This window comes from Synechococcus sp. R70.1, assembly GCF_047461675.1.
Classification (GTDB): Bacteria; Cyanobacteriota; Cyanobacteriia; order Thermostichales; family Thermostichaceae; genus Thermostichus.
The window spans coordinates 29,240-54,885 of the sequence record NZ_JANSHR010000015.1 but is presented as its reverse complement, the minus strand read 5'-3'; the positions used below and the strand labels follow the sequence as shown (position 1 = coordinate 54,885).

Genomic DNA, 25,646 nt, shown 5'->3' with positions numbered 1-25,646 from the left:
CAACCTGGAGCAAAAGTCCGCTTTTGTCCAGCGTTGTATAAGTCTTTCAGAGCGGATCTCACCCCCTTACAATAGACAGCAACTTGATTCCATCTTCATGGCCTTGCTGCTTGCTCGGTCGGCAGCAGGGGTTGCTTGAGTCAAAGTCTTTCGGGAAGCTTGGGTGTTGAGAGCGGTGAAGTATTCCCAGAGTCTTTGCTTGCCTTGGCTGGGGGCAAGGTTGGCTTTGGCAGGCCTAGTGGGATCCCTGCTGTTGCTCCCTTCGGCAAGGGCGCAGTCGGGCTTTGTCATCACTGGCAGCGAGGGGGTGCCTGTCCTCAGCTATCGGCTGGATTTTCGCGGCATTCGCGGCCGGCTGGATCGCTATCGCCTGAAGATCCCACCCCAAAATGTGGCGGTGGCAGAGGTGCAGATCAAGGCGGATAGCAATTTCGATGCCGTCATCGACCCGAAGAATGTGCGCCTAGAGGCGGAGGGCAAGCCGGTGGAGCTGGCGGAAGTGTACTGGAACGAGGAGTTTCGCTCTTTGGAGGTGGTAGCCCGTCAACCCATTGCCGCCGGCCAGGAGATCCGCTTGGTGCTCTCCAATGTGCGCAATCCCTCCGCTGCTGGCATCTACCGGGTAGAGGCGCGGGTGCGGGGGACAGAGCCCAACCCCCTCTTCCGCAAGGTGGGCAACTGGCTGATTACCATCGACGATCCCGAGCGGCTCACGTTCTGAGGGGAACTCTCCTCCAGACGGCAGCCTGGTCTATCGAGAGAGACGGTCTTTGGTGCTGGCCGACCTCTGGTATCCCAATTGGTGGCAGGCCCTGCTCTTAGGCATGGTGCAAGGGATCACCGAATTCCTGCCCATCAGCAGCACAGCCCACCTGCGGGTGTTTCCGGCTTTGCTGGGCTGGCCAGATGCGGGAGCTTCGTTTGCGGCGGTGATCCAGTTGGGCAGTCTGGGAGCAGTGTTGATCTACTTTGCCTCTGACCTGCGCCAGTTGCTCCTTGGCTCCTGGAGGGCTTGGCAAGAGCGAGACTTCCAGCAGGAGTCTTGGCGGCTGCTCATGGGGATCCTGGTGGGAACGTTGCCGATTGGGGTGGCCGGATGGGCCGTCAAGGCCATTTGGGGATCTCCGCCCCGCCAGTTGTGGGTGATCGCTGCTGCCGCTATTGGCTTGGCCCTAGCTTTGGGCTGGGCAGAACGGGTGGGGAAACGCCGGCGAGGCCTAGACAGCCTAGGCATTTGGGATGGAATCTGGGTGGGGCTGGCCCAGGCCTTGGCTTTGATCCCAGGGGTATCCCGCTCCGGCGTGACGCTGACGGCGGCTCTGTTGCTCGATTTGCAGCGCTCGGCTGCCGCCCGCTACTCCTTCTTGCTGGGAATCCCCGCCCTCTTTTTGGCCGGGGTAGAGGAGTTCGTCTCCGAGTTCAGGACAGAGGCGCTGCTAGCGCAGGGGCTGGGGACGCTCTCGGCCTTTGTCTTCTCCTACTGGTCCATCGATTGGCTCATTCGATTTTTGCAGCGCAGCAGCACCTGGCTGTTTGTTGTCTATCGGATGGGTTTTGGCCTGTTCATTTTCTTGGGACTGGCCCTGGGGTTCTTGCAACCTTAGACCGACTTTTGTCCCCGCAGAATCTGCAGCGCTTTGGGCAGGTGCTCCGCTAGGTGGGCCGGATCCACCCCTGTCGGACCCCGCTCCCCCACCAGCTGGATAGCTGCCTGGGCATGCCACCACACCCCGGCACAGGCGCAACTCAGTAGCTCTGAGATCCCCATCGCCTGACCCAGTTGGGCCCTTCTGCGCGCCACTAGTCCACCGATTAAGCCAGTTAAAACATCGCCGCTGCCGCCGCGAGCCAAGGCCGGTGTGCTCTCCGGGTTTACCCAGCATTCCCCTGTGGGAGAGGCGATTATCGTCCGTGCCCCCTTCAAGACCACCACCGCCCCACTCTGGGCTGCTGCCTTTTGGGCTGCCTCGAGGCGATCCTCAAGCGAGATCCCAGGAAAAAGCCGGCGAAATTCCCCCAGGTGCGGGGTGAGGATAGCTTGGATCCCGTTTTCTGGCAGGCGCTCCACCCCCATCTCCGCTAAGGCATTGAGGCCATCGGCGTCGATCACCCAGGGGATCCCGGCCCAATCCCGCAGCAAGATCTCCAAAAGCAGCTGGCGGGTTTCCCCAAGGCCTGGCCCCACCGCCACCGCCTGGAAGGGCTTCTCAGCTACTAGCGGCAAAGAAGGGATCCCTTCCCAGGGGTGCACCAACACCTCCGGCAAAGCGCTGTGGATCAGCTCCTTCAACTCCGCCGGCGCCACTAGGGTTACCATGCCCACGCCGCTGGCACGGGATCCCAGGCCGGCCAACACTGCCGCCCCGGCATAGGCCGTCGAGCCTGCTACCAGCAGCAGGGATCCCTGGCGGTACTTGTGGGTGTCCAAGGGGGGATCGGGGGGGAAATGGGGCCAGGGTTGCAGCAATAGCTGGGGAACCGCCTCCGCCGGGCAGGCCCAAGGGGGGATCCCAAAATCAATGCGACGCAGCTGTCCTACCCAAGGCAGAGCCGCCTCCTGCCACAGGCCCCGCTTCCAGAGGCCCAGGGCATAGGTGTAGCTGGCGCGGATACAGCAGCCCCAGATCTTGCCTGTCTGGTCGTTGAGGCCAGAGGGCAGGTCCAGGCTGAGGATGGGAATGCCGCTGCCGTTGGCCCACTCCACTGCCTCTGCCCAGGGATCCCCCAGGGGCCGGTTTAGGCCAATGCCAAACAGGGCGTCAATCAGTAGATCGCAGTCGGCCAACTCCTCCAGCCGATCCACAAACTCCGCCCCCAGCGTCCTGAGATAGCGAGCGTGGTCGGCAGTCAGGGGCTTGAGATCATCCGGCTTGCCCAGCCAAACCTTCACCTCCTTTTGGGCCAGCCGCAGCTCTCGTCCAACCACCAAGCCGTCGCCGCCGTTGTGCCCTGTGCCGCAGAGGATGCCGATGCGCTGCGCATGGGGGAAATCCTGCCGCAACTGGGCAAAAACGGCCAGGCCCACCTTTTCCATGAGAGCGGCCACAGGCATGCCGGCAGCGAAGATCTGCTCCTCGAGGCAGCGCATTTGGGCCGAGCTGACTAGGGCAGTGGAGGGGTCAAAGAGGGGCAGGGCGCCGCGCCGCTGGGGCGAATGGGGCTCTGTCATCGCAGTCATGGTTGAGGGGGACTTAGGGAGCTTAGCTCGATCACGTTCCCGTCGGGATCCCGAACAAACAGCGCCGCTCGCCCGGAAGCGCTTGGCTGCACCTCGTAGCCTGCCTGCAGCAGGCGGGCCTTTACCGCTTCCAGGTCTTCCACGCCCAGCGCCACATGGGGAAGGCGCCCCCACTTCGCCTTGCTGCCCCCACTGGCTGGCTGCCCTTGGTCAAGCGGCTCCTCAGTAACAATCAAGTGAATCTGAGAGGAGCCCACCTGGTACCAAGCGCCGGGAAAGTCAAAGGGAAACCGCTCTGCTTTGGGGAGCCCGAGCACCGTCCCGTAGAAATGCTCAGCCCTGGCCAGATCGCTAACCCAAAGGGCAGTATGTAAGTGCTGATAGGCAGGCATGACGCTAGGTCTAATGAAGTTCTTCTCTGAGGGTCTGTTCCGCCTGTGCGCTAAGTTGGAGCTAGGGCAACGAGCGCTTGGCCTTGCCCAGGGGTTGGTCTATGGGATCCCGCACCAAGTTTTTCGGCACTGTCCTGGCCATGCTGGCCGTCAACAGCATCTATATGCAGTTGCAGCAGCTTGCCCTGCGGCTAGAAGAAAAAGTGAAGCCAGCTCCCTCAGAGCAAGCCTCTCCAGAGCCTCAGAGCAACGCGCAGCCGCCGGATCGCTGAGAGCCTCTGGCCCAAGTTTTCCGGAGGGTGCAACTGGCCAGGGCCGGCTTTGTCGGGATCCCCTAGAAGCCGGGTGGTGCTTTGCAAAGGGGATCAAACTCCGTACCATAGAGGAGCAGGCTCCCCTGTTTTGCGGTTTACACCTTGGGTACTCACCATGACTCAGCCCTCAGCAGCCTCTGGGCAAAAGCCGATCGTTGTCGCCCCTTCTATTCTTTCAGCCGATTTTAGCCGCTTGGGGGAAGAAGTGCGGGCAGTGGACGAGGCAGGAGCCGACTGGATCCACGTAGATGTGATGGATGGCCGCTTTGTGCCCAACATCACCATCGGCCCGCTGGTGGTAGAAGCGCTGCGCCCGGTTACGGCCAAGCCTCTGGATGTCCACCTGATGATTGTGGAGCCGGAGAAATATGTGGCCGACTTTGCCAAGGCGGGGGCCGACATCATCTCCGTTCACGCCGAGTCCAGCTCCACCATCCACCTGCACCGCACCCTCAGCCAAATCAAGGATCTGGGCAAACAGGCAGGTGTGGTGCTCAACCCGGCCAGCCCTCTGGAGCTGATTCAGTACGTGCTGGATCTGGTGGACCTGGTGTTGATCATGAGCGTCAACCCTGGCTTTGGCGGCCAGAGCTTCATCTCGGCGGTGGTTCCCAAGATTCGCCAGTTGCGGGCCCTGTGCGACGAGCGGGGCTTGGATCCCTGGATCGAGGTGGATGGCGGCATCAAGGCCAGCAACGCCTGGCAGGTCATCGAGGCGGGGGCCAATGCCCTGGTGGCGGGCTCAGCCGTATTCAAGGCCAAGGACTACGGGGAAGCCATTCGCGCCATTCGCCACAGCCGCCGCCCCGAGCTGGTGACGGTTTAGGGCTTTCTTCCCGTAGGCCGGCAACGCCGCAAGCAGCCTCAGCTCAAGCCCTAGCCCGCGCAAAGCTTTAGCGCAGAGCGGCCGTCTTCTTCTGGGCAGCGGCAGGGGAGGCACCTGCTTCAGCTTGACCTAGGCAGTGAGGAGGCGCAGAGGGGGGAACAAGCGGCTGAGGCGAGGTAGGGCTGAAAAAAACCTGGCAGAAGGGCAGGCGGCTGTTGCGCTGAATGTCGGCAAGGTAAGGGGGAGGGATGGTGCCCCAGTAGGCCCTTAGGACATGCTGGTCGGGATCCTCTGGCAGCACCTGGTAGTGCAACATTAGGCGGTTATCGGGAAACCAGGCGCGAACAAGCCTTTGCAGTTGCCTGAAATTGAAGCCTGGCTCTTCCGGATTGTAAATGAGGTGCATCCCCACTAGCCGCCCGCCCATGAAGTAGGCCTCTACATAAAACCCACGGGCATAGAGGGGGGGCTCTGAGGGATCCCGCGACGAAGGGGCATCCGGCAGATAGAGGGCCTCACCGCCCGGTCGCAGTTGCCAGCGGCTCCAGCGGGGATCCTCTCGGTCGCTGGAAATAGTCTCCCAGTTGTTGGCGTGGGCGTAGCCTAAGAAGCGCTCCTCCACCATGCCTAGATAAAGCATCTCCATCTGCAAGGAGGGTCGGGCCCGCGTTTGCAACAAGGGCAGAGTGCGCACTTCTCCTTGCTTGAGCACCAAAACTTCCGCCAGGGCTGGACAAGGTTTCCACGCCAGCAACGCCGCTAGGACCCCTGCCCCAACTGCCCAGCCCAGGTAGCCGAGACCAGGCTTGACCCAGGCAAGCAGCCATGGGGCTAGCCTCGGGAGCTGGAGAGACAGCCTAAGCTGAGTGTCCAACCCAACAAAAGCTGGAACGTAAGATGAGATCACCGCAATTTCAAAGAGCCCAAAGCTGTTAGGAAGTCTATTCTAGCCACAGAGCTAAAGCCTTTTAGAAATTTTGTTGCCTTGCATCAATTTTTGCAGGTTCTGAATGTCTGCCACCCAGTGCAACAAAGTAACACTTCCGGCATGGTAACTCCAGGGCTAATTGTTATCGCCGGCCCCACCGCCACTGGCAAGTCACGTCAGGCGTTGCTGCTGGCTCGGCGGCTGGGATCCCCTCTGCTGAATGCCGACTCTCGCCAGGTCTACCGGGAGTTCGACATCGGCACTGCCAAGCCTACCCCCGCTGAGCGGGCCCTCTGGCCGCACGAGTTGATGGACTTTGTGGATCCCCGCCACACCTACACCGTGGCCGAGTTTCAGCAGGCGGCCCAGTCGCGCATTGCCGAGGCCCATCGGCAGGGACAGACTCCCATTCTGGTGGGGGGGACGGGGCTCTACATCCAATCCATTACCGCAGGGCTGGGGATCCCGGCAGTTCCGCCGCAGCCCGAGTTGCGCGCCCAACTAGAGACGTGGCCGCCCGAGATCCGCTACGCCTGGCTGCAGCAGTTGGATCCCGTTGCCGCCGAGCACATCCATCCCCATGACACGGTGCGCACCCTGCGGGCTTTGGAGATCATCTACACCACCGGCAAGCCAGCTTCCCGCCTGAGGCAGGCCCATCCTCCCAGCTACCCCATCCTCATCTTGGGGCTGCGCTGCCCAATGCCCCGTCTGGAACAACGCATTGCTCGGCGCACGGCAGAAATGCTGGCAGCAGGCTGGATTGAGGAGGTGAAAACGCTGCGGGAGCGCTACGGGCCAGACCTGCCCCTCTTACAAACCTTGGGCTACGCGGAGATTGGCGCCTACCTAGAAGGGCGGATCCCAGAAGCAGAGCTGCAGCCTTTGATTGTGCGGCGCACCCGCCAGTTTGCCAAGCGGCAGATGACCTGGTTTCGGGCCATGCCAGGGATCCAATGGCTGGACTGCGAGGCCGAGGATCTGCCGGAGCAAATCTGGAGCCGGGTTACGGCGTGGATGGCCGCTCAGACCAGCGCTGTTCGCGATAGCGGGACGGAGTCCTTAACCAGTCCTGCCGTCGCTGCGCGTCCGCCCGCCGATCCGTAAGGATCTCCAACACCCGCACCCCCTGGGTCGGCAAGGGATCCAAGGCTTGGGCCAGCTCCTCCCAGGTCTCTATCCGCCGGTGGGGGATGCCATGGGCCTGGCAGAGGAGGGCAAAATCCACGGCCTGGGGGGTGGCAAAGTAGGGCTCAAAGGGAGGGTTGGGCTCCTGGCGAGCCGCCTTGGCAATGGGCAAGAGCTCAAAGATACCGCCCCCCTGGTTGTTGATGAGAAGAATCGTCAGGGATCCCTGAAGGCATTGGGCAAGACGCAGGCCACCGCAGTCGTGCAAAAAGGCCAGATCCCCGGTCAGCACCACCGTCGGGCGCTGGCGATGGGCCACCCCAAAGGCGGTCGAGAGGATGCCGTCGATGCCGTTGGTGCCGCGGTTAAAGTAAGGCCGGATGCGGCGGTCGTTGGGTGGCCAAAACCACTCCACATCCCGCACCGGTGTGCTGTTGGCAATAAATAGCGGCGTCTCCGGCGGCAGGTGATGGGCCAGCCACCAGGCAATCTTGCCCTCAAACCACTCCGGCAGAGCTGCCAGCAGCCGATCCAGCTCAACCCGAGCTTTTGCTTCCGCCTGCAGCCAGGCTTGCAGAAAAGCGGTTGTTTTGGCTTTGCCTGCCGGGATCCCTGCCGCCACCTCCTCCACGGCAAAGGGCAAGTGGGTCGTGGAGTTGTGGAGAGGATCGGCGTTCTGGGGCCGAGGGTCGAGCAGCCAGGTGCGGGGTTGGACTTGGGCCAGGGTTTGCCGCAGGGCCTTGCTGGTGGGCAAGGGTCCCAGTTGGATCACCTGCTCTGGCCAAAGATGGGGCTGCTCTCCCTGGAGGAGAAAATCGTAGGTGGTGATGAGGTAGGGGTTAAGGGAAGCGTAGTTGCGCAGGGGGGAAAGGCCTTCTGCCAACACCGGCCAGCCCAGGGCTAGGGCCAGACGGGCCACTGCCTCAGCGTAGGCGCGGGGATCCGCCGCTTGGGCCGGCCCTGCCAAGATCACTCCCCGCTCACAGCTGCACCACTCCTGCCAAAAGGAAGCCCTCTCCATCTGAGGACTGCCCCGCAGCGCCTGGCAGGAAGATCCGGCCGGAGCAACCCCCCGAAAAAAGCTCTTCTCAAACTCCGGATTTTTCTGCCAACGGGCCAGGGGCGCGGTGCTGCTGTCAGCAATGGGAGCCAAGGGCTCCCGCAAAGGCACGTTGAGGTGCACTGGACCCGGGAAAGGGTAGAGGGCACGCTCCCAGGCGTGAATGACGGTCTGGCGCAGGTAGGCCAGAGCTTCTAGGTCGGCGCTGGGCAGGGCTAGCTCCGCCTGCCAGTTGGGGTAGTGGCCGTAGAGCTTCACCTGGTCGATGGTCTGCCCGGCGCGGCAGTGGCGCAGCTCCGGCGGCCGATCCGCCGTCAAAACCAGAAGTGGCCAACCACTTTCTGCCGCCTCGATGAGAGCGGGGAAAAAATGGGCGCCGGCGCTGCCAGAGGTACACACTAGCGGGATGGGCTGCCGCAGCTGCTGGGCCAAGCCAAGGGCAAAGAAGGCCGCCGACCGCTCATCCAGCACCGGAATGGCCTCGATCTCAGGGTGCTGCGCCAGAGCATAGGTGAGGGGGGCAGAGCGGGATCCCGGACACACCACCGCCACCCGACAGCCCAGCCGGCTCAAGGTCTCGGCCAAAACGGAGCTCCAGAGGGTGTTGAGGTTGCGCCAGTCCAGCCGTTGAGGGCAAGGCGTGTCAGCCATTCCAGCCACAAGAGGTAGCGGGAAAGAACCCAAAATGGGCACATCCTGTTACTGTAGGCCCATCGACCACCCCGGGGAAGCCCCCTCTCCTATCCACCGCTTGTTATGGCCTCCTGCCGACAGGAGGAGCCGGAGGTTGGTCAAGTTTCTCGAAGGGGGGAATAATGTTTATCGACCTTTGCTGCAGCCAAGCAGGAGCGCCCATGCCCAGAAAACCCGATGGCTACCTCGTTCACATCATGCTGGAAGGGGGTCAGACCCTGCAGGTACGGGTCAAGGAAGCCAGAGAATACACAGAGCTGATCAACCAACTGATGGTGGGTGGGGACGAGTTCATCACCTTGCCCAAGCAAATGGACAACGAGTACATGATCGTGCGTCCCCAGCGGGTGGCCGGTGTGTCGGTGGAGGCAATCTACAACTCCAGCGTTGGTATTGACTTGTAGAAATCCCAAGAGCCAAGCCAGGGATCGCGCCCGAAGCCCCCAGCCTTGAAGCTGGGGGTGCTAGGAAGGCTTTCTACAGACTTAGATTTAGGATTGCAAGGCCGAGAAGACTATTTCTCCGGTGGCAGGAGGACTTTGTCAATGACGTGGATAATGCCGTTGGAGGCTTTGAGATCGGGGGTTGCCACCTTGGCGTCGTTGACCCGGATCCCATCCTTGACGGAGATCTCCACCGGCACTTCAGCAAGGGTAGTCACCTTACCGGCCTCTAGATTTTGAGAGAGAAGCTCGCCAGACACGACATGGTAGCTGAGCACTCGCTTCAATTTCTCCTTGTTTTCTGGCTTGAGCAAGTCGTCTAGCGTGCCGTTCGGCAGGGCCGCAAAGGCTTCATCAGTAGGGGCAAAAACGGTGAAGGGGCCCTCCTCAGAGAGCGTCTTCACCAGGTCAGCAGCCTCCAGGGCTTTGAGCAAGGTGGTGAAGGAGCCAGCCTCAGTGGCAACATCCACAATGGTTTTGGCTTTTTGGGCAGGAGCCGCAGTCTTCGCGCTTGCAGGCGCTGGGCTAGGGCTGCTGGCATGGACTCCAGGAGCCACAGCCAACACCGTGGCCGAGGCAACGGCTAAAGAGAGCGTGAAGAGCTTGCGAACCATGGAATGTAACCCTCCGTAAAGAGTAGGTTTACACTCTTTACGACGGACAGCCTCTGGCTCGAGTTCCTTACTTCCCGTGGTGGAGCTGCTAGCTGTTTAGGCGTTGCCTCTGCGGCTTGCCGAGGGATCGCCGCCGCTTTCAGCTGGGTTGGGACTGGTCAAATCGTTAAGGCGGCGCAGGATCCCCCATCCCTGCAGGGCTTCCAAGAGGGCCTCCCGCACAACGGCCACGGTTTCTTGGTCAAGGGCCAGGCGCAGATAATCCACTGCCAGCCGAGTTTGTTCGGGAGCCAGATGGGGCAGGCGGCTCTGCAGCCGGCGTACCCCCAGCAGCCGCCTGTAGGGATCGGGGGAAGCAATGTCGCTAAGATCCCGCTCCCATTGAGAACGCTGCCGCTCTTGCCGGCGGCTGAGCCACTCCCAAAACAGCAGTGACAGCAAGGCAAAGGTGGCTAGCCCCTGCACAATGGCGCCCGTGGCCAGCCAGCGCTGGTTGGCTTCTGCCCAGATTGAGACCACAAGGTAGGTGCCGAGGGTGGCGGCTGCCCCACCAGTAACGGCTAGCAAAAGGGAGCGGTCAGCTTGGCGAAACCAAGCCTGCCACTCCTGCCAGCGGCGGCTAAACTCAGGGCTGCAAGCCGCGTACACCCCTAGCATCACCCCAGTGCCCACTGCTAGGGAAAGGGCCAGGCGCCAGTGCCAAAAGGCTAGCCCCGCCAACGCCAAGCCTGACACCGCCAAAACCCGCCCCTGCGATCCCCCCAGCAGCCACCCCGCCGCCTGGGCTCCCCTTTCCTCTGCCCCTTTCTGAACCCGCTGAAGATACTCCTGCCAGGATCCCTGGCCAGAAGAGGGGCGACTGGATCCCTTCTTCACCGCCGGCAACTCTCCCAACTTTTTCTTCGCCAAGACAGGTCAACGCTTTAATTATGCTCTGTCGGCAGATCGGAGATAGGCTTTCCACCCCTGAGCTTGCAACTGGGCATTTTTCTCCTGCACAGCCTGCTTGAGGTTTTCCCGGTAGGCAAGCACCCGCTGCAGCAGTTCAGGATCCCCGCTGGCTAGGATCTGCACCGCCAAGAGACCGGCGTTATAGCCGTTGCCAATGGCTACGGTAGCCACGGGGATCCCCTTGGGCATCTGCACTATCGAATACAGGGAGTCCAGCCCCTGCAGGGACTGGCTGAACACCGGCACCCCGATGACTGGCAGAGGGGTAAGGGAGGCTACCATCCCCGGCAGATGGGCCGCCCCGCCAGCGCCGGCAATGATGACGCGGATGCCGCGGGTGTGGGCACTGCGGGCAAACTCCACCATCGCTTCGGGGGTGCGGTGAGCGCTGAGGATCTGGAGGAGATAGGGGATCCCAAACTCCTCGCACACCTGAGCGGCGGGGGCCAAGGTGGGCAGATCCGAATCGCTGCCCATTACGATAGCGACAAGAGGGGAGTCTTCCATGGCTTGCTGGCCCGTCGTAGCCGATCCATAATCGCATAGCCCAGCCCTGTCAAAACCGGGGGGGGCTCAGCCAGCAGCAGGGTGGCTGCCCCTTCGTCCAAGCGGCGCAGGCTGGCAAAGAGAGCCCGCGCTGCCGCAGTGGGATCCGGCCCCAGGCATTCAAAGGTCAGCGCAACTCCCGGCCAGTGGTGGGCAAAGCTTTCCGCCAGCGCCTGGGCATCGGCTGAGAAACTGAGGACGCCCAGGTGGGCATGTTCAGCTGTCTCCTGCCGCAACCGCTGCCACTCCTCAGGGCGGAGCTGGTCAAAGGCAACAGGCAACAACCAGAGGGGCTTGGTGGGGGCGTAGTGGCTGCTGAGCCCTCCCGGTGCCTCGGGCCTTAGGTTGCTGTCCGGTGCAGTCTGGAGGGGCAGGCCGAGATGAGCTTCCAGCACTTCCCGCGGGATCCCGCCAGGGCGCAACAGCGTGGACGTGCCGTCAGGGCTGAGCTTAAGCACGGTCGATTCCAAGCCCACGCTGCACTCTCCTCCGTCCAAAATGTAGGGGATCCGCCCCGCCAACTCGGCATAGACCGCCTGGGCGGAGGTGGGGCTAAGGCGGCCAAAGCGGTTGGCGCTGGGGGCAGCTAGAGGCACCTGAACTGCCTGCAGCAAAGCCTGGGCCACGGGGTGGGCAGGCATCCGCAGCGCCACTGTAGGCAAGCCACTGGTGACGAGATCCAGCACCCGGGGTCCCTTGGGCAGCACCAGCGTCAGCGGGCCCGGCCAGAAGGTGTCGACAAGGGATCCCAGCCGAGCGCGGGCGGCGGCAGTAAAAGCCGACAGATCCACCAGCTCCCCGTCCAGCGCCTCAAGGCAGACCCCAGCTGGCAGGTGCAGGATCAGGGGATCGAAACGGGGGCGCTCCTTGACAGCAAAGATGGTGGCCACCGCCTGTTCGTTGAAGCCGTGGCCCGCCAGGCCGTACACCGTCTCCGTAGGCATGGCTACCAGTTGACCTTGCCGCAGGGCTTCAGCGGCTAGGGCAAGGTGCTCGGGGGTGGGGGGAAGAATCTGCGTTGGCATTGGGCAAGCTGGGGATCCCCTTCCTACCTCCATTGTCAAGCCAGGGGGAGGGCAATGTCTCCTTCTGCAGCTCAGCGCTTGCTCTCTTCCTCCACGTGGGTGTGCAGCACCCTGCCGCGTAGGGTCTTGCCCAGCCAGGGAGTGGCCTGCGAGTGGGAGCGGAGCGTGGCTGCCGAAACTGTCCAGGTATGGGTTGGATCAAAGAGCACCCAATCGCTGCCGGGCTCCAGGCTGGGCGGCTCCAACCCCAGGCAGCGGGCCGGGTAGAGGCTAAGGGCCGACCAGAGCTGTAGCGCCGTCAGCGCTCCCGTCTCCACCAAGTTCTGCCACAGCAGCGGCAGGGCCAGCTCCAGACCCATGGCCCCAGGGGGTGCGTCGGCAAAGGGCAGGGTCTTCTCCTCGTAGGTGTAGGGGGCATGATCGACGGCAATGCCCAGGCTACCGCTGCGGATCCCGGCAATGAGGGCCTCCCGGTCGGCGGCACGGGGAAGAGGAGGCAGTAGGCGCAAGTTGGGATCGTAGCCGCGCTCGAAGACAGCTTCCTCCGACAGGAGGAGGTGCATCCAGGTGGTACTGGCGGTAACCGGCAGCCCCTCTGCCTGCGCCTGCTGGATAAGCTCCAGGCTGCGGGCTTGGCTGAGGCGCATCACATGCACTGGCGGCGGCGAGGGAACGCTGCGCAGCACTTCCAGGAGGCGGGCTAGGGCGGCGGTCTCGGCACTGGCTGGGATGCCCTTTAGCCCCAGGCGCAGAGCCCATACCCCCTCGTAGAGACTGCCCGAACCACCTAGGGTGGGATCCCAGGCCCAAACCAGCAGGGGCTTGTTCCAGGGCCGCAAGTACTCCAGAGCTTGTCGCACCAGGGCCAGGGAGCGCAGCGACTCTGCTCCCCCAAGCCGGGCCACAAAGCCAATGGCTCCAGCGCGGGCCAGCTCTCCCCAAGGGCTGGGAGCTTCTTCCCGGCCACCCAAGCTCAAGGCAGCCCAGGGCAGCCAGCGAGGATCCCCAGGCCGGCGACGATAGCGACCTAGCTGCTCTGGCTGATCCAGCACGGGAAAGGCTGCCGTCCCCGCAAGAGGAGTGGGCAGCAGGCCAACTTGGGTAAAGCCGCCTGCCCGCGCCGCTGCTGCCAAGGAAGTGAGAGTCTCGCGGCCAGCGGAGAGGCCATTGTCTTCCAGCTCGCCACTAGAGGTGTACAAATCGATCAGGCCTGGGCCCAGCACCCAGCCGGCGGCGTCCAGACGGGGGATCTTGGCGGGGATTGCCGTTGCCTCGACAAGCAGGAGGCGGCCCCGACGTAGCCAAACGTCAGCCACGCCATCGCGCTGGCGGCAGGGATCCAACAGGCGTACCCCTTGGAGGCAAATGTCTGGCAAACCCAGGTCGGCAAGGAGAGGGGATCCCATCTCTTACCCCCTAGAGAGCGCCCGCCGTGGTGCAGTCGAAAATCTGGCCGGACAGGTGAGTGGTGAGGTTGAGCACTCTTAGGACTGGGGCACCCTCCTTTCCTTCCGGGTAGTCGATGACGGTAATGCCGCCATTGCCTTGCTTGAAGATCCAAAAGGCATGGGGAGAAAGGTCGAACAACTGGCAGATGATGGCTTTGTTGATGGCATCATGGGCTACCACCACTGCCGTACCTTCAGGAAACTGAGCAGCAGTAGTGGCCAAAATTTCTTCCCAGGCTGAGCGGGTGCGGGCCCAAACTTGGTAGAGATTTTCCCCGTTGGGCATCTGCACAGCCGCAGGATCCCGCTGCCAGCGCTCCAGCTCGCCGGGGTATTGGGCCTCCACCTCGCTCTGCAGCTTGCCCTCCCAGTCGCCGTGGCAGATTTCTTGCAGCTCCACCATTGGACGCAGAAGGAGGTTGGGGTGGTAGCGGCAAATGGCATCAGCAGTAGCCCAGGGCCGCTTGAGGGGGCTGGAAAAGGCTAGATTCAGCGGCTGATCCGCCAGAAATTCGGCTACCTTGGCTGCCTGCTCCTCGCCGGTGGCGTTGAGGGGGATATCCCGCTGCCCCTGGAAGCGTTGCTCCCGGTTCCACTGCGTCTCGCCATGGCGCACCAGCAGAATGCGCATCCCCTGCTTGCGCTGGGGCAGGGATTGGCCCAGATGGGCGGTGATGTTCCAGGATTCCAGTTGGGGTGGCCCCCCCAGGCCCTGGGGAAAGTTGAGGACGCTAATGGCACAGTTGTTTTGCCCCAGGCGGTGGTAGTGGACTGGCCCCAAGCCAATGGCCGTGCTGACCAGGGCACGGTTGAGGCCGCTGTGGCCGACGATAAGAACGTTGAGGGGATGCTTAGGATCCTTCCCTCGCTCTGAGCGGGGATCCGCCTGCACCTGCTCAGCCAACTGTTGCCAAAAGCCCTGGGCTTGCTGCCAGAGATCCCGCACCGGAAAGCGTCCCCCTAGCTCCAGCTCCTCGGGATGGTACCGCCATCGGGAGTACTCTTCTGGGTACTTTTCCTTCACCTCGGCAAAGGTCAGGCCTTCCCACTCCGTTAGGTCAATCTCCCGCAGCTGCTCGCTAATCAACAAAGGGACCCCCGCTCGCTCCTTGAGAAGAATGTGGGCAGTGTCGAGGGCGCGGGAGAGAGGGCTAGAGTAGACGTAATCCAAAGGGATCCCGGTCAGGGCCTCAGCTAGCCGTTGCGCCTGCGCTTCTCCACTGGGGGTGAGGCGAGAGAGATCGGAGCGACCTTGGATGCGATTTTCGACGTTGAAGGTGCTCTCACCGTGGCGCACAAGCAGGATGCGCAGGGCAGGCTGAGCCATCGTTTGCACCGGTTGAACTCGAGAACACCTTACTAGAGTATCGCCTAGAGCCCTGCTGTGGGGTTTGGCTGGCCTCCCTAGAGATGAGCCGCTCACAAAGGGGTAAGCCGCGCTAGGAAAGCCCCCTCCGCCTCCTGGTAGAGAATTTGTCCTTGCCAGCCGTTGGCGTGGGCATAGTGCAGCAGGGTTTCTGGGTCCACAAAAAGCCAGGGGAAAGGATCCCCGCGCCGGCCGTTGTACTCAGCCACAAAGTTCACTACCTTGGTTTCTGCTTTCCCCCCCTCTAAGTCCCTAGGAACGGTCGGCTCTGGATCCTGCAGCAGATCCTCCAGACGCGCCGAGTCGCCCTCTTCGCTGAAGTCGCTGAGCTCGGTAGAGTCCACAAGCAACTGGCCGGTGGGCTGAATCCAATGGCGAGCCCGGCACAAAAAACGCTCCAACCCCTCTAGGGATCCCAGGAGGCCAGCGCCGTTCATCAGCAATAGCAGCGTGTCGAAGGGCTCTTCCGGCCCTGCCCAGTGGAAAAGATCGGCAGCAATGCGGCAGCGCACTCCCCGTTCGGCCATGATCTGCAACGCCACGGGCGAGCGATCCAAGGCAGCCACGGCCAATCCTTCCTCCTGCAGCAGCAGGCTGTGGCGGCCCGTGCCGGCGCCGATGTCCAGCACCCGACCGCGGCATAGATCCAAAGCCATGGCCTCCACCTCCGGCAGCTCCTGGGTGAAGAACACCTCGGCGGAGACCACCTGGGGCTCTTCCGCCAGAGGGATCCCCTCCAGACTGTAGGCGTACAAGCGCAGGGATCCCTTGGCCTGGCCTCGGTGCCAGTCCCATAGGGCTTGCTCTAAGGGATCCTGAAGTGGGTAATTCTCGACAGCCTTTATCATGGAAGGGGAAAGCTAAACCATTGACCCGATGGCCATCGTCGCCTTTCTTTACGGTGCCGCTATCGTCCTTTTGCTGATTGCAGCAGTGGTTTGGGCAACATCTCGGCAGTTCAATGTGGAGACCGAGACGCAGATCGGCACCTCGCCAGAAGAGCCCTCCGAGACCTCATCCGTTCCCATTTCCATTGTGGAGCAGCTAGAGCGCCAATACCGCAACAGCCCTTCCTACCGTCCCGATCCGTGACATACTCCCGCACTCATGCTATGCATAGTCGGAGATCCTTAGAGATCCTTGGAAAGATGACTTTTGAGGATTCCTGAGGATACAAGCAGTGTCTTTGCTGGCCAAAAGCTAGCGTTTTCTCTCTCTATATATGGTTGCTAAGTCTCCACCACCCATTGTCTACATTGCCTTGGGGCTATTGCTACTCTGGGGCGGTCATCGTGCTTGGCGGGCGGGCTATGTTCGCTGGCCGCAAGGGATCCCTCTGCCTCAGGTGTCGCTGCCAGGGTTGGGGGGTGGAGCACAAGATCTGCTCCTGACCAGCGGCGAGCGCACCTTGTTTGCCGATAGCAGCCCCACGGCCACGGCAGCGGCGGAGCTATTGCGCCAAGGTAACCTCAGCGCAGCCATCTCGGTGTTGGAGATGGGTCTGCAAAGCAACCGCAACGACCCAGAAGCTCGCATTTTCTTGAACAACGCCCGCGCCCAGCAGCAGGGCAGTCCCTTGAGCCTGGCGGTGGTGGTGCCCATCTCCAGCAACCCCAACCGCGCCAAAGAGACCCTGCGCGGGGTGGCGCAAGCTCAGGAGGAGCTTTTCCAACAGGGGGGAATCGGAGGACGGCTGCTGCGGGTAGTGATTGCCGACGATGGCGATAACCCTGAGCGAGCAGCAGCGGTGGCCAAAGCCCTGGTGGCGCAGCCTGAGATCTTGGGGGTGATTGGCCATAACACCAGCGATGCCACCCTGGCTGCAGCCGAGGTTTATCAGCCTGCCGGCTTGGCGATGATCTCCTCCACCTCCACCAGCACTCGCATCAGCATGCTGGGGGATGCCATTTTTCGCACCGTGCCCTCGGATCAAGTGGCTGGCACACAACTGGCCCGTTATGCTCTCAACACGTTGCGGCTGCAAAGGGTGGCCATCTTCTACAACCCCAACAGCGCCTACAGCTCCAGCCTGCGGGACGCCTTTGCCTCCACCCTGACCAGCGAAGGGGGCATCGTGCTGGCGGAGTTCGACTTATCGGCGTCGGACTTCAACCCCCAGGCCAGCCTGCAAAGGGCCGTCGGCCAAGGAGCCCAGGTAGCTTTTTTAGCTCCCACGGCTTCCGTAGCCGAAAAAGCGCTGGCCGTAGCCCGCGAGAACGCTGTAGCTGGTAAGCCCCTTGCTCTTCTGGGCGGCGATGTGCTCTTCAGCCTCACCACATTGCAAGAAGGGGGAGCAGCGGTAGAGGGCTTGGTGGTGGCGGTACCCTGGCATCCCCAGGTGCCGCGCAACCGCGGCTTTGCCCAGAAGGCAGCCCAGCTCTGGGGAGGGCAGGTGAGCTGGCGCACCGCTCTGGCTTATGATGCCACCCGGGTTTTCTTGCAAGCTTTCAGCCAAGGAGCCACCAGCCGCAACGCTGTTCTCGCCGCCCTGGGCGACCCGAACTTCCGCTTGCCGGACGGCGCTTCCGGAGAAGTGCGCTTCTTGCCCTCCGGCGACCGCAGTGCTCCCCATGTGCTGGTGCGGGTTGAGCCCGGCAACCGCTCCGGTACCGGCTACGATTTCGTGCCTCTCCCCTAGGGATCCCGCCAGGCGCTACAGTGGGGGATGCTCTCAATCTCCTCAGAATCGAATGGATCCCATGCCCACTCGGATCACAGCCTGCTTTCAGGCGCTGCGCAGCCGTGGTGAAAAAGCCCTCATCCCCTACCTCACCGCTGGGGATCCCAACTTGGAAACCACCTTTGAGGCTTTGCAGGTTCTGGATCAGAGCGGCGCCGATCTTATCGAGCTGGGGGTACCCTACTCGGATCCCCTGGCCGATGGGCCGGTGATCCAAGCAGCAGCTAGCCGTGCTCTCCGGCGGGGCGTGACCTTGGGCGCCATTTTGCAGGGGTTGCAGGGCCTCTCGCTGCAGGCCCCCCTGATCCTGTTCACCTACTACAACCCCATCTACCAGCTCGGCATTCCCACCTTTGTGCAGCAGCTGCGCCAGGCCGGCTGTGCCGGCTTAGTCGTCCCCGACCTACCCCTAGAAGAGGCTGAACCCCTGCGGGAAGCGACGCAGGCAGAGGGGATCGACCTCATCTTACTGGTGGCCCCCACCAGCCCCCCTGAGCGCATGAGGCGCATCGCCCAACACTCCAGCGGCTTTGTCTACCTGGTCAGCACCACCGGCGTTACCGGCGAGCGATCCACTCTGGAGCAGCGGCTCCCTGCCTTGCTGCAGCAGTTGCGCCAATCCACCTCCCTGCCGATTGGGGTGGGCTTCGGCATCTCTACCCCCGAGCAAGCCCGCCAGATCGCCCTCTGGGGAGCAGATGCAGCCATTGTTGGCAGCGCCTTTGTGCAGCGGCTGACCAGAGCTTCCACCCCTGCCCAGGGGCTGCAACAGATTGCCTACTTCTGCCGCGATCTCAAGGCTGCCCTGCAAGGAGTGGGAACTCTGCACCTTTGACGGCTGCAGCCGGAGCCCTCAAAGGGAATGAAACAAATATTTACATCCTTTTAGCCCCCTGCCGGCCAATTCTCTGCTCGCTGGACTCTAGAACTGGAAACTCGGCAGCCGACTAGACCTTTCGGTGTCGGCTTGTTTGTAAATCTTCACAAAATCCTCATCGCTCCCGCGCTATAAAATTGACCTGGATGCTCGGCTGTCTGAAGGTTGCAGGAGTTCTCGACCGATCTCAAACTCTGGGGCTTCAGTGGGGGAGTTTCAAGCAACCTCCACGGGATCCCCGGTTTTTGGGAAGCGGATTCCGCATCCAGCAAGGCTCGGTAGCTGGCTTTTGAGAGGATCAGCCAGTCGCTCATCCTTGACTTCGGAAAAAAACAAAAGGAGATCCATTATGCAAGACGCCTTTACCCGGGTGATTACTCAGGCAGATGCACGTGGGGCTTTTCTAAGCGAACAAGACTTTGCCCGTTTGGAAGCTTTGGTGGCAGAAGGCAACAAGCGCCTGGATGCCGTCAATCGCATGACCAGCAACGCTGCCCAAATTGTGGTCAACGCAGCCCGTTCTCTGTTTGCCCAGGAGCCAGATCTCATTGCTCCTGGCGGTAACGCCTACACTAACCGTCGCATGGCTGCTTGCCTGCGCGACCTTGAGATTATCCTGCGCTACATTACCTACGCCACCTTGGCAGGGGACAGCTCAGTGCTGGAAGATCGCTGCCTGAACGGTCTGCGAGAAACTTACATTGCCCTGGGGGTGCCCACCAGCTCCATGGCCAATGCCATTGCGGCTATGAAGAGGGAAGCTCTGGCCAAGATCATGGATCCAAACGGCATCACCCCTGGCGACTGCTCAGCAATCCAAAGCGAAGTGGCCAGCTACTTCGATAAGGCGGCTGCTGCCATTCTGTAAGGTATCTCGGTTTTCGGCGAGGGTCAGTTTCTTTCATAGCCAGCCGAGAATCTAACGGGGCAGTAAAGGAGCTGCCTGTTGGTTGCTTTTACTAACAGTCAATGTATTGAGGAGTTGCAAATGAAAACCGTTATCACCGAAGCAATTGCCGCTGCTGACAATCAAGGGCGCTTTCTCAACGCCAGCGAGCTGCAGGCGGTGAGCGGTCGCTACCAGCGGGCTGCTGCCTCCCTAGAAGCGGCTCGGGTGTTGACTCAGAACCAGCAGACGCTGGTGCGCGAAGCGGTGCAGGAAGTGTTCAAGCGCTTCCCCTACTTGAGCCAGCCGGGTGAAATGGGGCATGGCGAGGTCTTCCAGGCCAAGTGTGCCCGTGACATCGGCTACTACCTGCGCTTTATCACCTACTCGCTGGTTGCCGGTGGCACTGGTCCTCTCGATGAATACCTGGTGGCCGGTCTGCGGGAAGTGAACCGCGCTTTTAACCTTTCCCCCAGCTGGTACATTGTGGCTCTGCAACACATGAAGAGCCGTGCTCTGGGCATGCTGAAGGGCCAAGCGGCCAATGAAGCTGCCATCTACTTCGATTACGCCATCAACGCCCTTAGCTAGGGGAGGCTAAGCTAGGGCTCCTTAGGCAGGGGAGCAATTCCTTCTAGCAGTTTGCCTGGCAGGCAGCAGCCTGGAGAAAGCCGGGTTGCTTGCCTGCAGGCTCAAGCCAGAGGGAAGGCATTCCTAAACTTGCTGCAAAGCAGCTTGATAGCGCTTTGGAAAAGCTCCTTTTTGCCCATGCGACTTTGATAAGCAGGAGTGTTAACAGCGGGGGAAAGCCATGTTTGGTCAAAGCACCAGCAGCCCGGAAGCTCTAACAGAAGCCGGTAGCCGGGTTTACAAGATTGAGTACACTGGCCTCCTTAACCCGCCCGATGCCCTGACCACCTCAGCGAAGGTACGCCGCAGCACTGCTACGCTTACAGTTCCCTACAGCCGGCTGTCTGCTGAGATGCAGCGCATTCTCCGGATGGGTGGCAAGGTTCTCCGGGTTACTCCTCTTACGGGATCTCCTACTTCCCAGTGAAGGATCTGGCTGCGCTGGAGCGTGGCTCTGGGCAAGCAGTCGTTGAGAGAGCTGCCCTAGTTTCATGAACGGTTCGGCAACAGCTCGCATAGCCTCCAACACGGCGGTGCTGCCCCAGCAGCTTACCTGGGAGCAAGCAATAGCTTGGCTGCAAGGAGACGATCCGCAGGATCGCTACTATGCAGCCTGGTACCTGGGCACGACTCGCGAGGCGCGGGCAGTGGAGCCTTTGCTATTGGCGCTGCAGGACGAGCGGGATCGCACGGCGTTGGGAGGCTATCCGCTGCGGCGTAGTGCCGCTAAAGCTCTAGGGCAGATTGGCGATGTCCGGGCGGTACCTGGGCTAATTGAGGCACTTAGCTGTAGCGATTTGCTGGTGCGAGAGGAGGCGGCCTACGCTCTAGCCCAGTTGGGAGACAGGCGAGCGGTGCAGCCTCTTTTAGCTTTGTTAAGGTCGCAAGAGGAGCAGCCTTGGGAGGCTTTCATTGAGGCGCTGGGCCACCTCAACGCCACAGAAGCGGAAGCGGCCATTCGGCCCTTCTTAGATCACCCCTCAGAAAGAGTGCGCTCGGCAGCAGCTTGGGTACTCTATCGCTTTACCCAAGCGGAGGAGCTGACCCAGATTTTGGTGGCGCTGCTAGCCCACCCCAACTTCAGCTTGCGCCAGGCGGCCCTCTTTGATCTGGCTGAATCGGGCTGGCTGGCGGGGGCATCCCTGCTGGCAACCGCCAACGTAGCCCTCAACCTGCGCCTCAATGCTTTAAAGCGGCTGTTTGACGTGGCCTTGCAGTTGGGGTGGGTGCCGCCAGATCAGGTGGCAGCGGCAATTATCCCCCAGCTGGACAAGCTGTTTTAGACCTGGAACCTCTAACCTTACTACCTTAGCTTCTAGGCTGGTCATGTCCTCTTCATCAGCTGCACAAGGGCTTCCTCCTGCTGTGGCCCAACTGGCTACCCAGCTGGAGCAGGCCACTTCAGAGGCAGAGCTGCTAGGGGCGGTGCGAGCCCTGGGATCCCTAGGACAGGTAGAAGGGATCCCCCTGCTCATTCGCGCTTTTGGCTTCAACCGTCCTGCTGTAGGGGAGGCGGCTCTGGAGGAGGTGCTGCGCTTTGGAGAAGCGGCAGTACAGCCCTTGCTGGCCAACATTGACGGCTTTGACTACGGGGCGCGGGCCTACTCGGTGCGAGCTTTAGCCCGCATTGGCCATGGGGATGCCTACCCCTTTTTGGTCGAGGCCATTGTGGCCGATTTTGCCCCCAGCGTGCGGCGGGCAGCAACGCGCGGGCTGGGACGGGTGGCTGCCCAGCGACCCCTGTCCGATCAAGAGCAAGCTTTGCAGCTACTGCGGCAATGCCTGGGGGATGCCGATTGGGGAGTGCGCTATGCCGCCGTTGCAGCCCTAACGGATCTAGCCCGCCTGGGAGAACTTTCTCTGCGAGCTGCTGCCGAGGCAGCCCTTCAGATAGCTTTGCAGGATGCGGATCCTCTGATCCCTCTCCGCGCTCGCCTAAGCCAGCAGGAACTGGCTAGGGAGGCGTAGGCTCTTTTCTTTGTTGTTTGTTTCTTGTTAGGAGCACAGCCTATGTCTCTTCCGTTGATTGCCGATCGCCCCACTACGCAAAACGAGCGGGTAAACCGCTACTTTGTACCCAGCGACGAAACTCCGCCCGTCTACCGCCCCGATGACCCGGCGGGCATTGAGAATGTTATCCGCGCCGCCTACCGCCAAATCTTCAGCGAGCACCTGATGCTGGAGAGCTACCGGCAGAAAGCGCTGGAATCCCAGCTGCGCAATGGAGCAATTTCGGTAAAAGAGTTTATCCGGGGCCTGGGCAAGTCGGAGGTCTACCGCGACTTGGTCATGGTTCCCAACGACAACTACCGCTTCGTTGAGATCACCTTCCAGCGCTTCCTGGGTCGGCCCACCTACAGCCAAATGGAGCGCATCAAGTACTCCATCATTCTGGCCACCCGCGGCCTAGACGGCTTTATCGACGCCATTGTCGATAGCGAGGAGTACGACGCTGCGTTTGGGGACGATGTGGTGCCCTACCAGCGCCGCCGCCTTTCGGAGAAACCGACCAACTTGGTTACCCCCCGCTACGGAGCCCGTTGGCGGGATATCTCCGGCGTGAGGCCCTCGGCTCGGGAGGTGGTGCGCACCTATCGGGTTGTTCGCTTGCCTAAGCCCGGCGATCCGGAGAACTTCCTCAACATGGCTCGCATGCTCAACCCCAAGCCGGCAGCGCGGCAAAACATTAGCGTCTTCGATCTAAAGATTCCCGACATGACCACCAACCGTCGCTAGCCCTAGACAAGCTCTCTAGGACAATTGCTTGCGGGACTGCCGGGCCGATGCTCCGAGGCTGTTTGGCTGGGGGGCTCGGCAGTTCGGTTGCGGCAAGATTCGTTATAATCTGGGTGATGCTTCTTAACACTTGGGCTGCATGAGGAATCCCGTTGTGCGAGCTTTTTTCGTCGGCAAAGCAGTGGCCGATGTTCTGCGCGAGCGTTGGGAAGGCGCTCTTGCCGACCTTGCTGCGGAGGTGGGCAAGCTATGGGCAGAGCTGCAGGAGGGCTGGCAGACTTTTGCCCAGGATGTCATGGCCCGAGCTGAGGCGGAAGCATCGCTAGCTACCCAAGAAATGGCCTCGTCCACCTACAAGGTGGAGGATTTGCAGGCAACTCTAGATGACCTGCGGGCCGAGGTGGCGCAGCTACGCTCTGAGTTGCAGAAGTACCGGAATCGAAACGCTTGAAGGCAAGCACAGCAAAGGGATCCAAGCCTGCTAAGCCCTATACCGCCTACCGGTGGGCCCGAGAGAACTACAGCCGCTGGGGCCGTCTTTTCGACATCTGGCGCTTTGTGCTGGCCTGGCTCTTCTATCTCTGGCTGGATCAGCAGGCCTGGAGCTATGGGGGGCAGCCCACGCCAGAGCGAAAGGCTAAACGCCGCCGCGCCCGAGCCATTTGGATCCGCGAGACGTTGCTCCACCTCGGCCCTACCTTTATTAAGGTGGGGCAGTTTTTCTCCACCCGCGCCGATCTCTTCCCCTCCGAGTACGTCGAGGAGCTGTCCAAGCTGCAAGACCAGGTGCCCGCCTTTGGTTACGAACAGGTGGCGGCCATCGTGCAGCAGGAGCTCGGCAAGCCCATTGAGCAGATTTACAGCTACTTCGATCCCACCCCTTTGGCAGCAGCCAGCTTGGGGCAAGTGCATCGCGCCAAGCTAAAAAGCGGCGAAGAAGTGGTAGTGAAGGTACAGCGGCCGGGCTTGGTGCGGCTATTTACCATTGACCTGGAGATCGGTCGCGGCATTGCTGAGTTTTTTCAGCACCACACCCCGTGGGGTGGAGCGGGCCGCGACTGGATTGGCATCTACGAAGAGTGTCGCCGCACCCTCTGGGAGGAGGTGGACTATCTCAACGAGGGCCGCAACGCCGACACTTTCCGCCGCAACTTTCGCGACATGCCCCAGATTGCTGTTCCCAAGGTGTACTGGCGCTACACCTCCCCCCGTCTGCTGACATTGGAATACCTGCCAGGGATCAAAATTAACGACTACGAGGCACTGAGCACGGCGGGATTGGATCGCAAGGCTTTGGCCCGCTTGGGGGCGGAGGCCTATCTGCGGCAACTGCTCAAAGACGGCTTTTTCCACGCCGATCCCCACCCTGGCAATATTGCCGTCAAGCCAGATGGCACGCTGATCTTCTACGACTTCGGCATGATGGGGCGCCTTCGCCCCGGCATCAAGGAAAAACTGGCAGATATGCTAGCAGCAGTGGTGGCCAAGAATGCCGACCAGGTGGTGGCCCTGCTGGTGGAGCTGGGTGTTCTAGTACCCACTGCCGATCTGGCACCAGTACGCCGCTCGGTGCAGTACCTTCTGGATCACTTCCTAGACAAACCCTTCTCCAGCAAGCTGGACGAGATCTCGGTGGCGGCCATTAGCGAAGACCTCTACGAGCTGGCCTATGAGCAGCCGTTTCGCTTCCCCGCCACCTTTACCTTTGTCCTGCGAGCCCTCACGACCCTGGAGGGGCTGGGAAAAGGGCTGGATCCAGAGTTTAACTTTATTGAGGTGGCCAAGCCTTTTGCAGAGGAGCTCATGAACAGTAGCCACCCCGAGAGGGAAACCCTGCTGGCTCAGGTCAGCCGCCAGGCGGTAGAGTTTACCAGCACCAGCCTCAGCCTGCCCCGCCGCCTGGAGACGGCCTTAAGTAAATTGGAACAGGGGGAGCTGCGCCTGCGGGTTCGCTCCAGTGAGACGGAACGCCTGCTGCGTCAGCTCAACTCGACGGGCTGGGGCACCACTTACGCGGTGCTGTTTGCAACTTTTTTTCTTAGCGCCACGCAGCTATTTTTGGCTGGGCATGCTACTTTAGCGATGGTCACCCTGGCCTTGGCTGTCTTGGCTGCCGCGGCGCTGCTCAGGGTACTCTTAAAGGCAAAGGAATTGGATCGGCTGAGGTGATGCGACGCTATGCTGGCGCTACGGATCCAGGCAAGGTTCGCAGCGGCAATCAGGATGCTTACTACTGCGATCCGGAAGGTCGCTACTTCATCGTTGCCGATGGCATGGGTGGACATGCAGCAGGAGCCGTAGCCAGCCAGCTGGCAGTTGAGACCATTCGAGCCTATTTGGATCGAGGCTGGGAGATGGTGCCGGCGCCCAAGCTCCTCAGCGAAGCAGTGGAAGCCGCCAACGAGGCCATTCTCAAAGATCAGCGGGAAAACCCGCAACGGGCAGACATGGGCACCACTGTGGTGGTGGCGATGGTGGATCCCAACAACAATTGCTGGAGTGCTCACATCGGCGACTCCCGCCTCTACCGCCTGCGCGGATCCCAGCTGCAGCAGATGACGGAAGATCACACGCTAGTTGCCCGCTCGGTTCGCCAGGGGGAGTTAACCCAAGAGCAGGCCCGCATCCACCCCTGGCGGCACATCCTTGAGCGCTGCCTGGGCCGGCTTGACACAGGGCCACCTGCTATCCAACCCATTACCCTGCTTCCTGGGGATCGCCTCCTGTTGTGCAGCGATGGACTAACCGAGGAGCTGGACGACGAAGTCATTGCCGAATATTGCTTGAAGGTGCCAGACCTGGAGCAGCTTGTCCTGGAGTTAATCGAGGCAGCCAAAGAGCGAGGGGGTCGGGACAACATCACGGTCGTTGTTGCCGAGTACGCGTGACGTCCTCCCCTCAATCAAGGTTGGCCTTACCCCAAAA

Annotated in this window: 29 protein-coding genes; 18 read left to right on the top strand and 11 right to left on the bottom strand. The window is 61.5% G+C overall.

The features are described from left to right. Positions 1-163: 163 nt before the first annotated feature. Together NW807_RS01845 and NW807_RS01840 are read left to right on the top strand one after the other, a co-directional pair. Entirely contained in the window at positions 164-721 is a 558-nt protein-coding gene (locus tag NW807_RS01845; protein ID WP_414393321.1) for a DUF2808 domain-containing protein, read from the top strand. A 49-nt stretch (positions 722-770) separates the two neighbouring features. Further along, entirely contained in the window at positions 771-1,604 is an 834-nt protein-coding gene (locus NW807_RS01840; RefSeq protein WP_414425131.1) for an undecaprenyl-diphosphate phosphatase, read from the top strand. Here the strand turns inward: NW807_RS01840 and NW807_RS01835 are convergent. Further along, the gene (locus tag NW807_RS01835) at positions 1,601-3,178 is read right to left on the bottom strand and encodes an NAD(P)H-hydrate dehydratase (protein ID WP_414425130.1); all 1,578 of its coding nucleotides are present in this window, start codon (positions 3,176-3,178) and stop codon (positions 1,601-1,603) included. The genes NW807_RS01840 and NW807_RS01835 overlap by 4 nt on opposite strands. Next, entirely contained in the window at positions 3,175-3,570 is a 396-nt protein-coding gene (locus NW807_RS01830; protein ID WP_414393318.1) for a VOC family protein, read from the bottom strand. The genes NW807_RS01835 and NW807_RS01830 overlap by 4 nt, the downstream gene beginning before the upstream one ends. 101 nt (positions 3,571-3,671) lie before the next feature. Between NW807_RS01830 and NW807_RS01825 the strand changes: the two genes are divergently transcribed. Both NW807_RS01825 and rpe read left to right on the top strand, forming a co-directional pair. After that, positions 3,672-3,842, top strand: coding sequence for a hypothetical protein (locus NW807_RS01825; protein WP_414405389.1), 171 nt, complete (start codon positions 3,672-3,674; stop codon positions 3,840-3,842). A gap of 157 nt (positions 3,843-3,999) precedes the next feature. Then, positions 4,000-4,710 (top strand): ribulose-phosphate 3-epimerase, encoded by a 711-nt coding sequence (rpe, locus tag NW807_RS01820; protein WP_414393314.1) that lies wholly within the window; start codon positions 4,000-4,002, stop codon positions 4,708-4,710. A 67-nt stretch (positions 4,711-4,777) separates the two neighbouring features. On the opposite strand, the gene NW807_RS01815 is transcribed toward rpe, so the two are convergent. Then, on the bottom strand, positions 4,778-5,464 hold the full coding sequence (locus tag NW807_RS01815; RefSeq protein ID WP_414425129.1) for a hypothetical protein: 687 nt from the start codon (positions 5,462-5,464) through the stop codon (positions 4,778-4,780). A 294-nt stretch (positions 5,465-5,758) separates the two neighbouring features. Between NW807_RS01815 and miaA the strand changes: the two genes are divergently transcribed. After that, on the top strand, positions 5,759-6,745 hold the full coding sequence (miaA, locus tag NW807_RS01810) for a tRNA (adenosine(37)-N6)-dimethylallyltransferase MiaA (RefSeq protein ID WP_414425128.1): 987 nt from the start codon (positions 5,759-5,761) through the stop codon (positions 6,743-6,745). Here the strand turns inward: miaA and menD are convergent. Then, positions 6,645-8,477 (bottom strand): 2-succinyl-5-enolpyruvyl-6-hydroxy-3-cyclohexene-1-carboxylic-acid synthase, encoded by a 1,833-nt coding sequence (gene menD / locus NW807_RS01805; RefSeq protein ID WP_414425127.1) that lies wholly within the window; start codon positions 8,475-8,477, stop codon positions 6,645-6,647. The two genes, miaA and menD, sit on opposite strands and share 101 nt — an antisense overlap. 203 nt (positions 8,478-8,680) lie before the next feature. On the opposite strand from menD, the gene NW807_RS01800 reads away from it, so the two are divergent. After that, complete coding sequence (locus NW807_RS01800) at positions 8,681-8,923, top strand: hypothetical protein (protein WP_414393306.1); 243 nt, start codon at positions 8,681-8,683, stop codon at positions 8,921-8,923. A gap of 110 nt (positions 8,924-9,033) precedes the next feature. Here the strand turns inward: NW807_RS01800 and NW807_RS01795 are convergent, their stop codons facing one another. From NW807_RS01795 to NW807_RS01765, 7 genes are all read right to left on the bottom strand, one after another. Then, positions 9,034-9,576: a fasciclin domain-containing protein gene (locus NW807_RS01795; protein WP_414425126.1), complete on the bottom strand. Its 543-nt coding sequence runs from the start codon at positions 9,574-9,576 to the stop codon at positions 9,034-9,036. Positions 9,577-9,672: 96 nt separating this feature from the next. Beyond that, positions 9,673-10,485, bottom strand: coding sequence for a hypothetical protein (locus NW807_RS01790; protein ID WP_414425125.1), 813 nt, complete (start codon positions 10,483-10,485; stop codon positions 9,673-9,675). Between the two features lie 18 nt (positions 10,486-10,503). After that, positions 10,504-11,034, bottom strand: coding sequence for a 5-(carboxyamino)imidazole ribonucleotide mutase (purE, locus tag NW807_RS01785; RefSeq protein WP_414405382.1), 531 nt, complete (start codon positions 11,032-11,034; stop codon positions 10,504-10,506). Beyond that, entirely contained in the window at positions 11,004-12,098 is a 1,095-nt protein-coding gene (locus tag NW807_RS01780) for an L-threonylcarbamoyladenylate synthase (RefSeq protein ID WP_414425124.1), read from the bottom strand. Before NW807_RS01780 ends, purE begins: the two co-directional genes overlap by 31 nt. Positions 12,099-12,169: 71 nt before the next feature. Beyond that, positions 12,170-13,504 carry a dihydroorotase gene (locus tag NW807_RS01775; RefSeq protein WP_414393298.1) on the bottom strand — a complete coding sequence of 445 codons (1,335 nt, stop codon included), beginning with the start codon at positions 13,502-13,504 and terminating at the stop codon, positions 12,170-12,172. A 10-nt stretch (positions 13,505-13,514) separates the two neighbouring features. Then, positions 13,515-14,873: a histidine phosphatase family protein gene (locus NW807_RS01770; protein ID WP_414425123.1), complete on the bottom strand. Its 1,359-nt coding sequence runs from the start codon at positions 14,871-14,873 to the stop codon at positions 13,515-13,517. A gap of 92 nt (positions 14,874-14,965) precedes the next feature. Beyond that, a complete protein-coding gene (locus NW807_RS01765) occupies positions 14,966-15,760 on the bottom strand; it encodes a class I SAM-dependent methyltransferase (protein WP_414425122.1) in 795 nt (264 codons plus the stop codon). A gap of 28 nt (positions 15,761-15,788) precedes the next feature. On the opposite strand from NW807_RS01765, the gene NW807_RS01760 reads away from it, so the two are divergent. The 12 genes from NW807_RS01760 (at position 15,789) to NW807_RS01705 (ending at position 25,609) form a co-directional block, all read left to right on the top strand. Beyond that, the gene (locus NW807_RS01760) at positions 15,789-16,004 is read left to right on the top strand and encodes a hypothetical protein (protein ID WP_011430147.1); all 216 of its coding nucleotides are present in this window, start codon (positions 15,789-15,791) and stop codon (positions 16,002-16,004) included. Between the two features lie 130 nt (positions 16,005-16,134). Beyond that, positions 16,135-17,550, top strand: coding sequence for an ABC transporter substrate-binding protein (locus NW807_RS01755; protein ID WP_414425121.1), 1,416 nt, complete (start codon positions 16,135-16,137; stop codon positions 17,548-17,550). Positions 17,551-17,611: 61 nt separating this feature from the next. Next, the gene (gene trpA / locus NW807_RS01750; protein WP_414425120.1) at positions 17,612-18,427 is read left to right on the top strand and encodes a tryptophan synthase subunit alpha; all 816 of its coding nucleotides are present in this window, start codon (positions 17,612-17,614) and stop codon (positions 18,425-18,427) included. Between the two features lie 391 nt (positions 18,428-18,818). Then, positions 18,819-19,337, top strand: coding sequence for a phycocyanin subunit beta (locus tag NW807_RS01745; RefSeq protein ID WP_414393286.1), 519 nt, complete (start codon positions 18,819-18,821; stop codon positions 19,335-19,337). 120 nt (positions 19,338-19,457) lie between these two features. Continuing rightward, positions 19,458-19,946, top strand: coding sequence for a phycocyanin subunit alpha (locus NW807_RS01740; RefSeq protein WP_414359365.1), 489 nt, complete (start codon positions 19,458-19,460; stop codon positions 19,944-19,946). A 220-nt stretch (positions 19,947-20,166) separates the two neighbouring features. Next, positions 20,167-20,412, top strand: a complete 246-nt coding sequence (locus NW807_RS01735; protein ID WP_414393284.1) for a phycobilisome linker polypeptide — start codon at positions 20,167-20,169, stop codon at positions 20,410-20,412. A gap of 64 nt (positions 20,413-20,476) precedes the next feature. Then, positions 20,477-21,268, top strand: coding sequence for a HEAT repeat domain-containing protein (locus NW807_RS01730; RefSeq protein ID WP_414411456.1), 792 nt, complete (start codon positions 20,477-20,479; stop codon positions 21,266-21,268). 43 nt (positions 21,269-21,311) lie between these two features. After that, positions 21,312-21,953: a HEAT repeat domain-containing protein gene (locus NW807_RS01725; protein WP_414425119.1), complete on the top strand. Its 642-nt coding sequence runs from the start codon at positions 21,312-21,314 to the stop codon at positions 21,951-21,953. Positions 21,954-21,995: 42 nt separating this feature from the next. Next, on the top strand, positions 21,996-22,721 hold the full coding sequence (locus tag NW807_RS01720; protein WP_414393278.1) for a phycobilisome rod-core linker polypeptide: 726 nt from the start codon (positions 21,996-21,998) through the stop codon (positions 22,719-22,721). A 139-nt stretch (positions 22,722-22,860) separates the two neighbouring features. Then, positions 22,861-23,172 (top strand): DUF6825 family protein, encoded by a 312-nt coding sequence (locus NW807_RS01715; protein ID WP_414393277.1) that lies wholly within the window; start codon positions 22,861-22,863, stop codon positions 23,170-23,172. After that, positions 23,169-24,890, top strand: a complete 1,722-nt coding sequence (locus NW807_RS01710; RefSeq protein WP_414425118.1) for an ABC1 kinase family protein — start codon at positions 23,169-23,171, stop codon at positions 24,888-24,890. Before NW807_RS01715 ends, NW807_RS01710 begins: the two co-directional genes overlap by 4 nt. Then, positions 24,890-25,609: a Stp1/IreP family PP2C-type Ser/Thr phosphatase gene (locus NW807_RS01705; protein WP_414405457.1), complete on the top strand. Its 720-nt coding sequence runs from the start codon at positions 24,890-24,892 to the stop codon at positions 25,607-25,609. Before NW807_RS01710 ends, NW807_RS01705 begins: the two co-directional genes overlap by 1 nt. Positions 25,610-25,646: the final 37 nt, after the last annotated feature.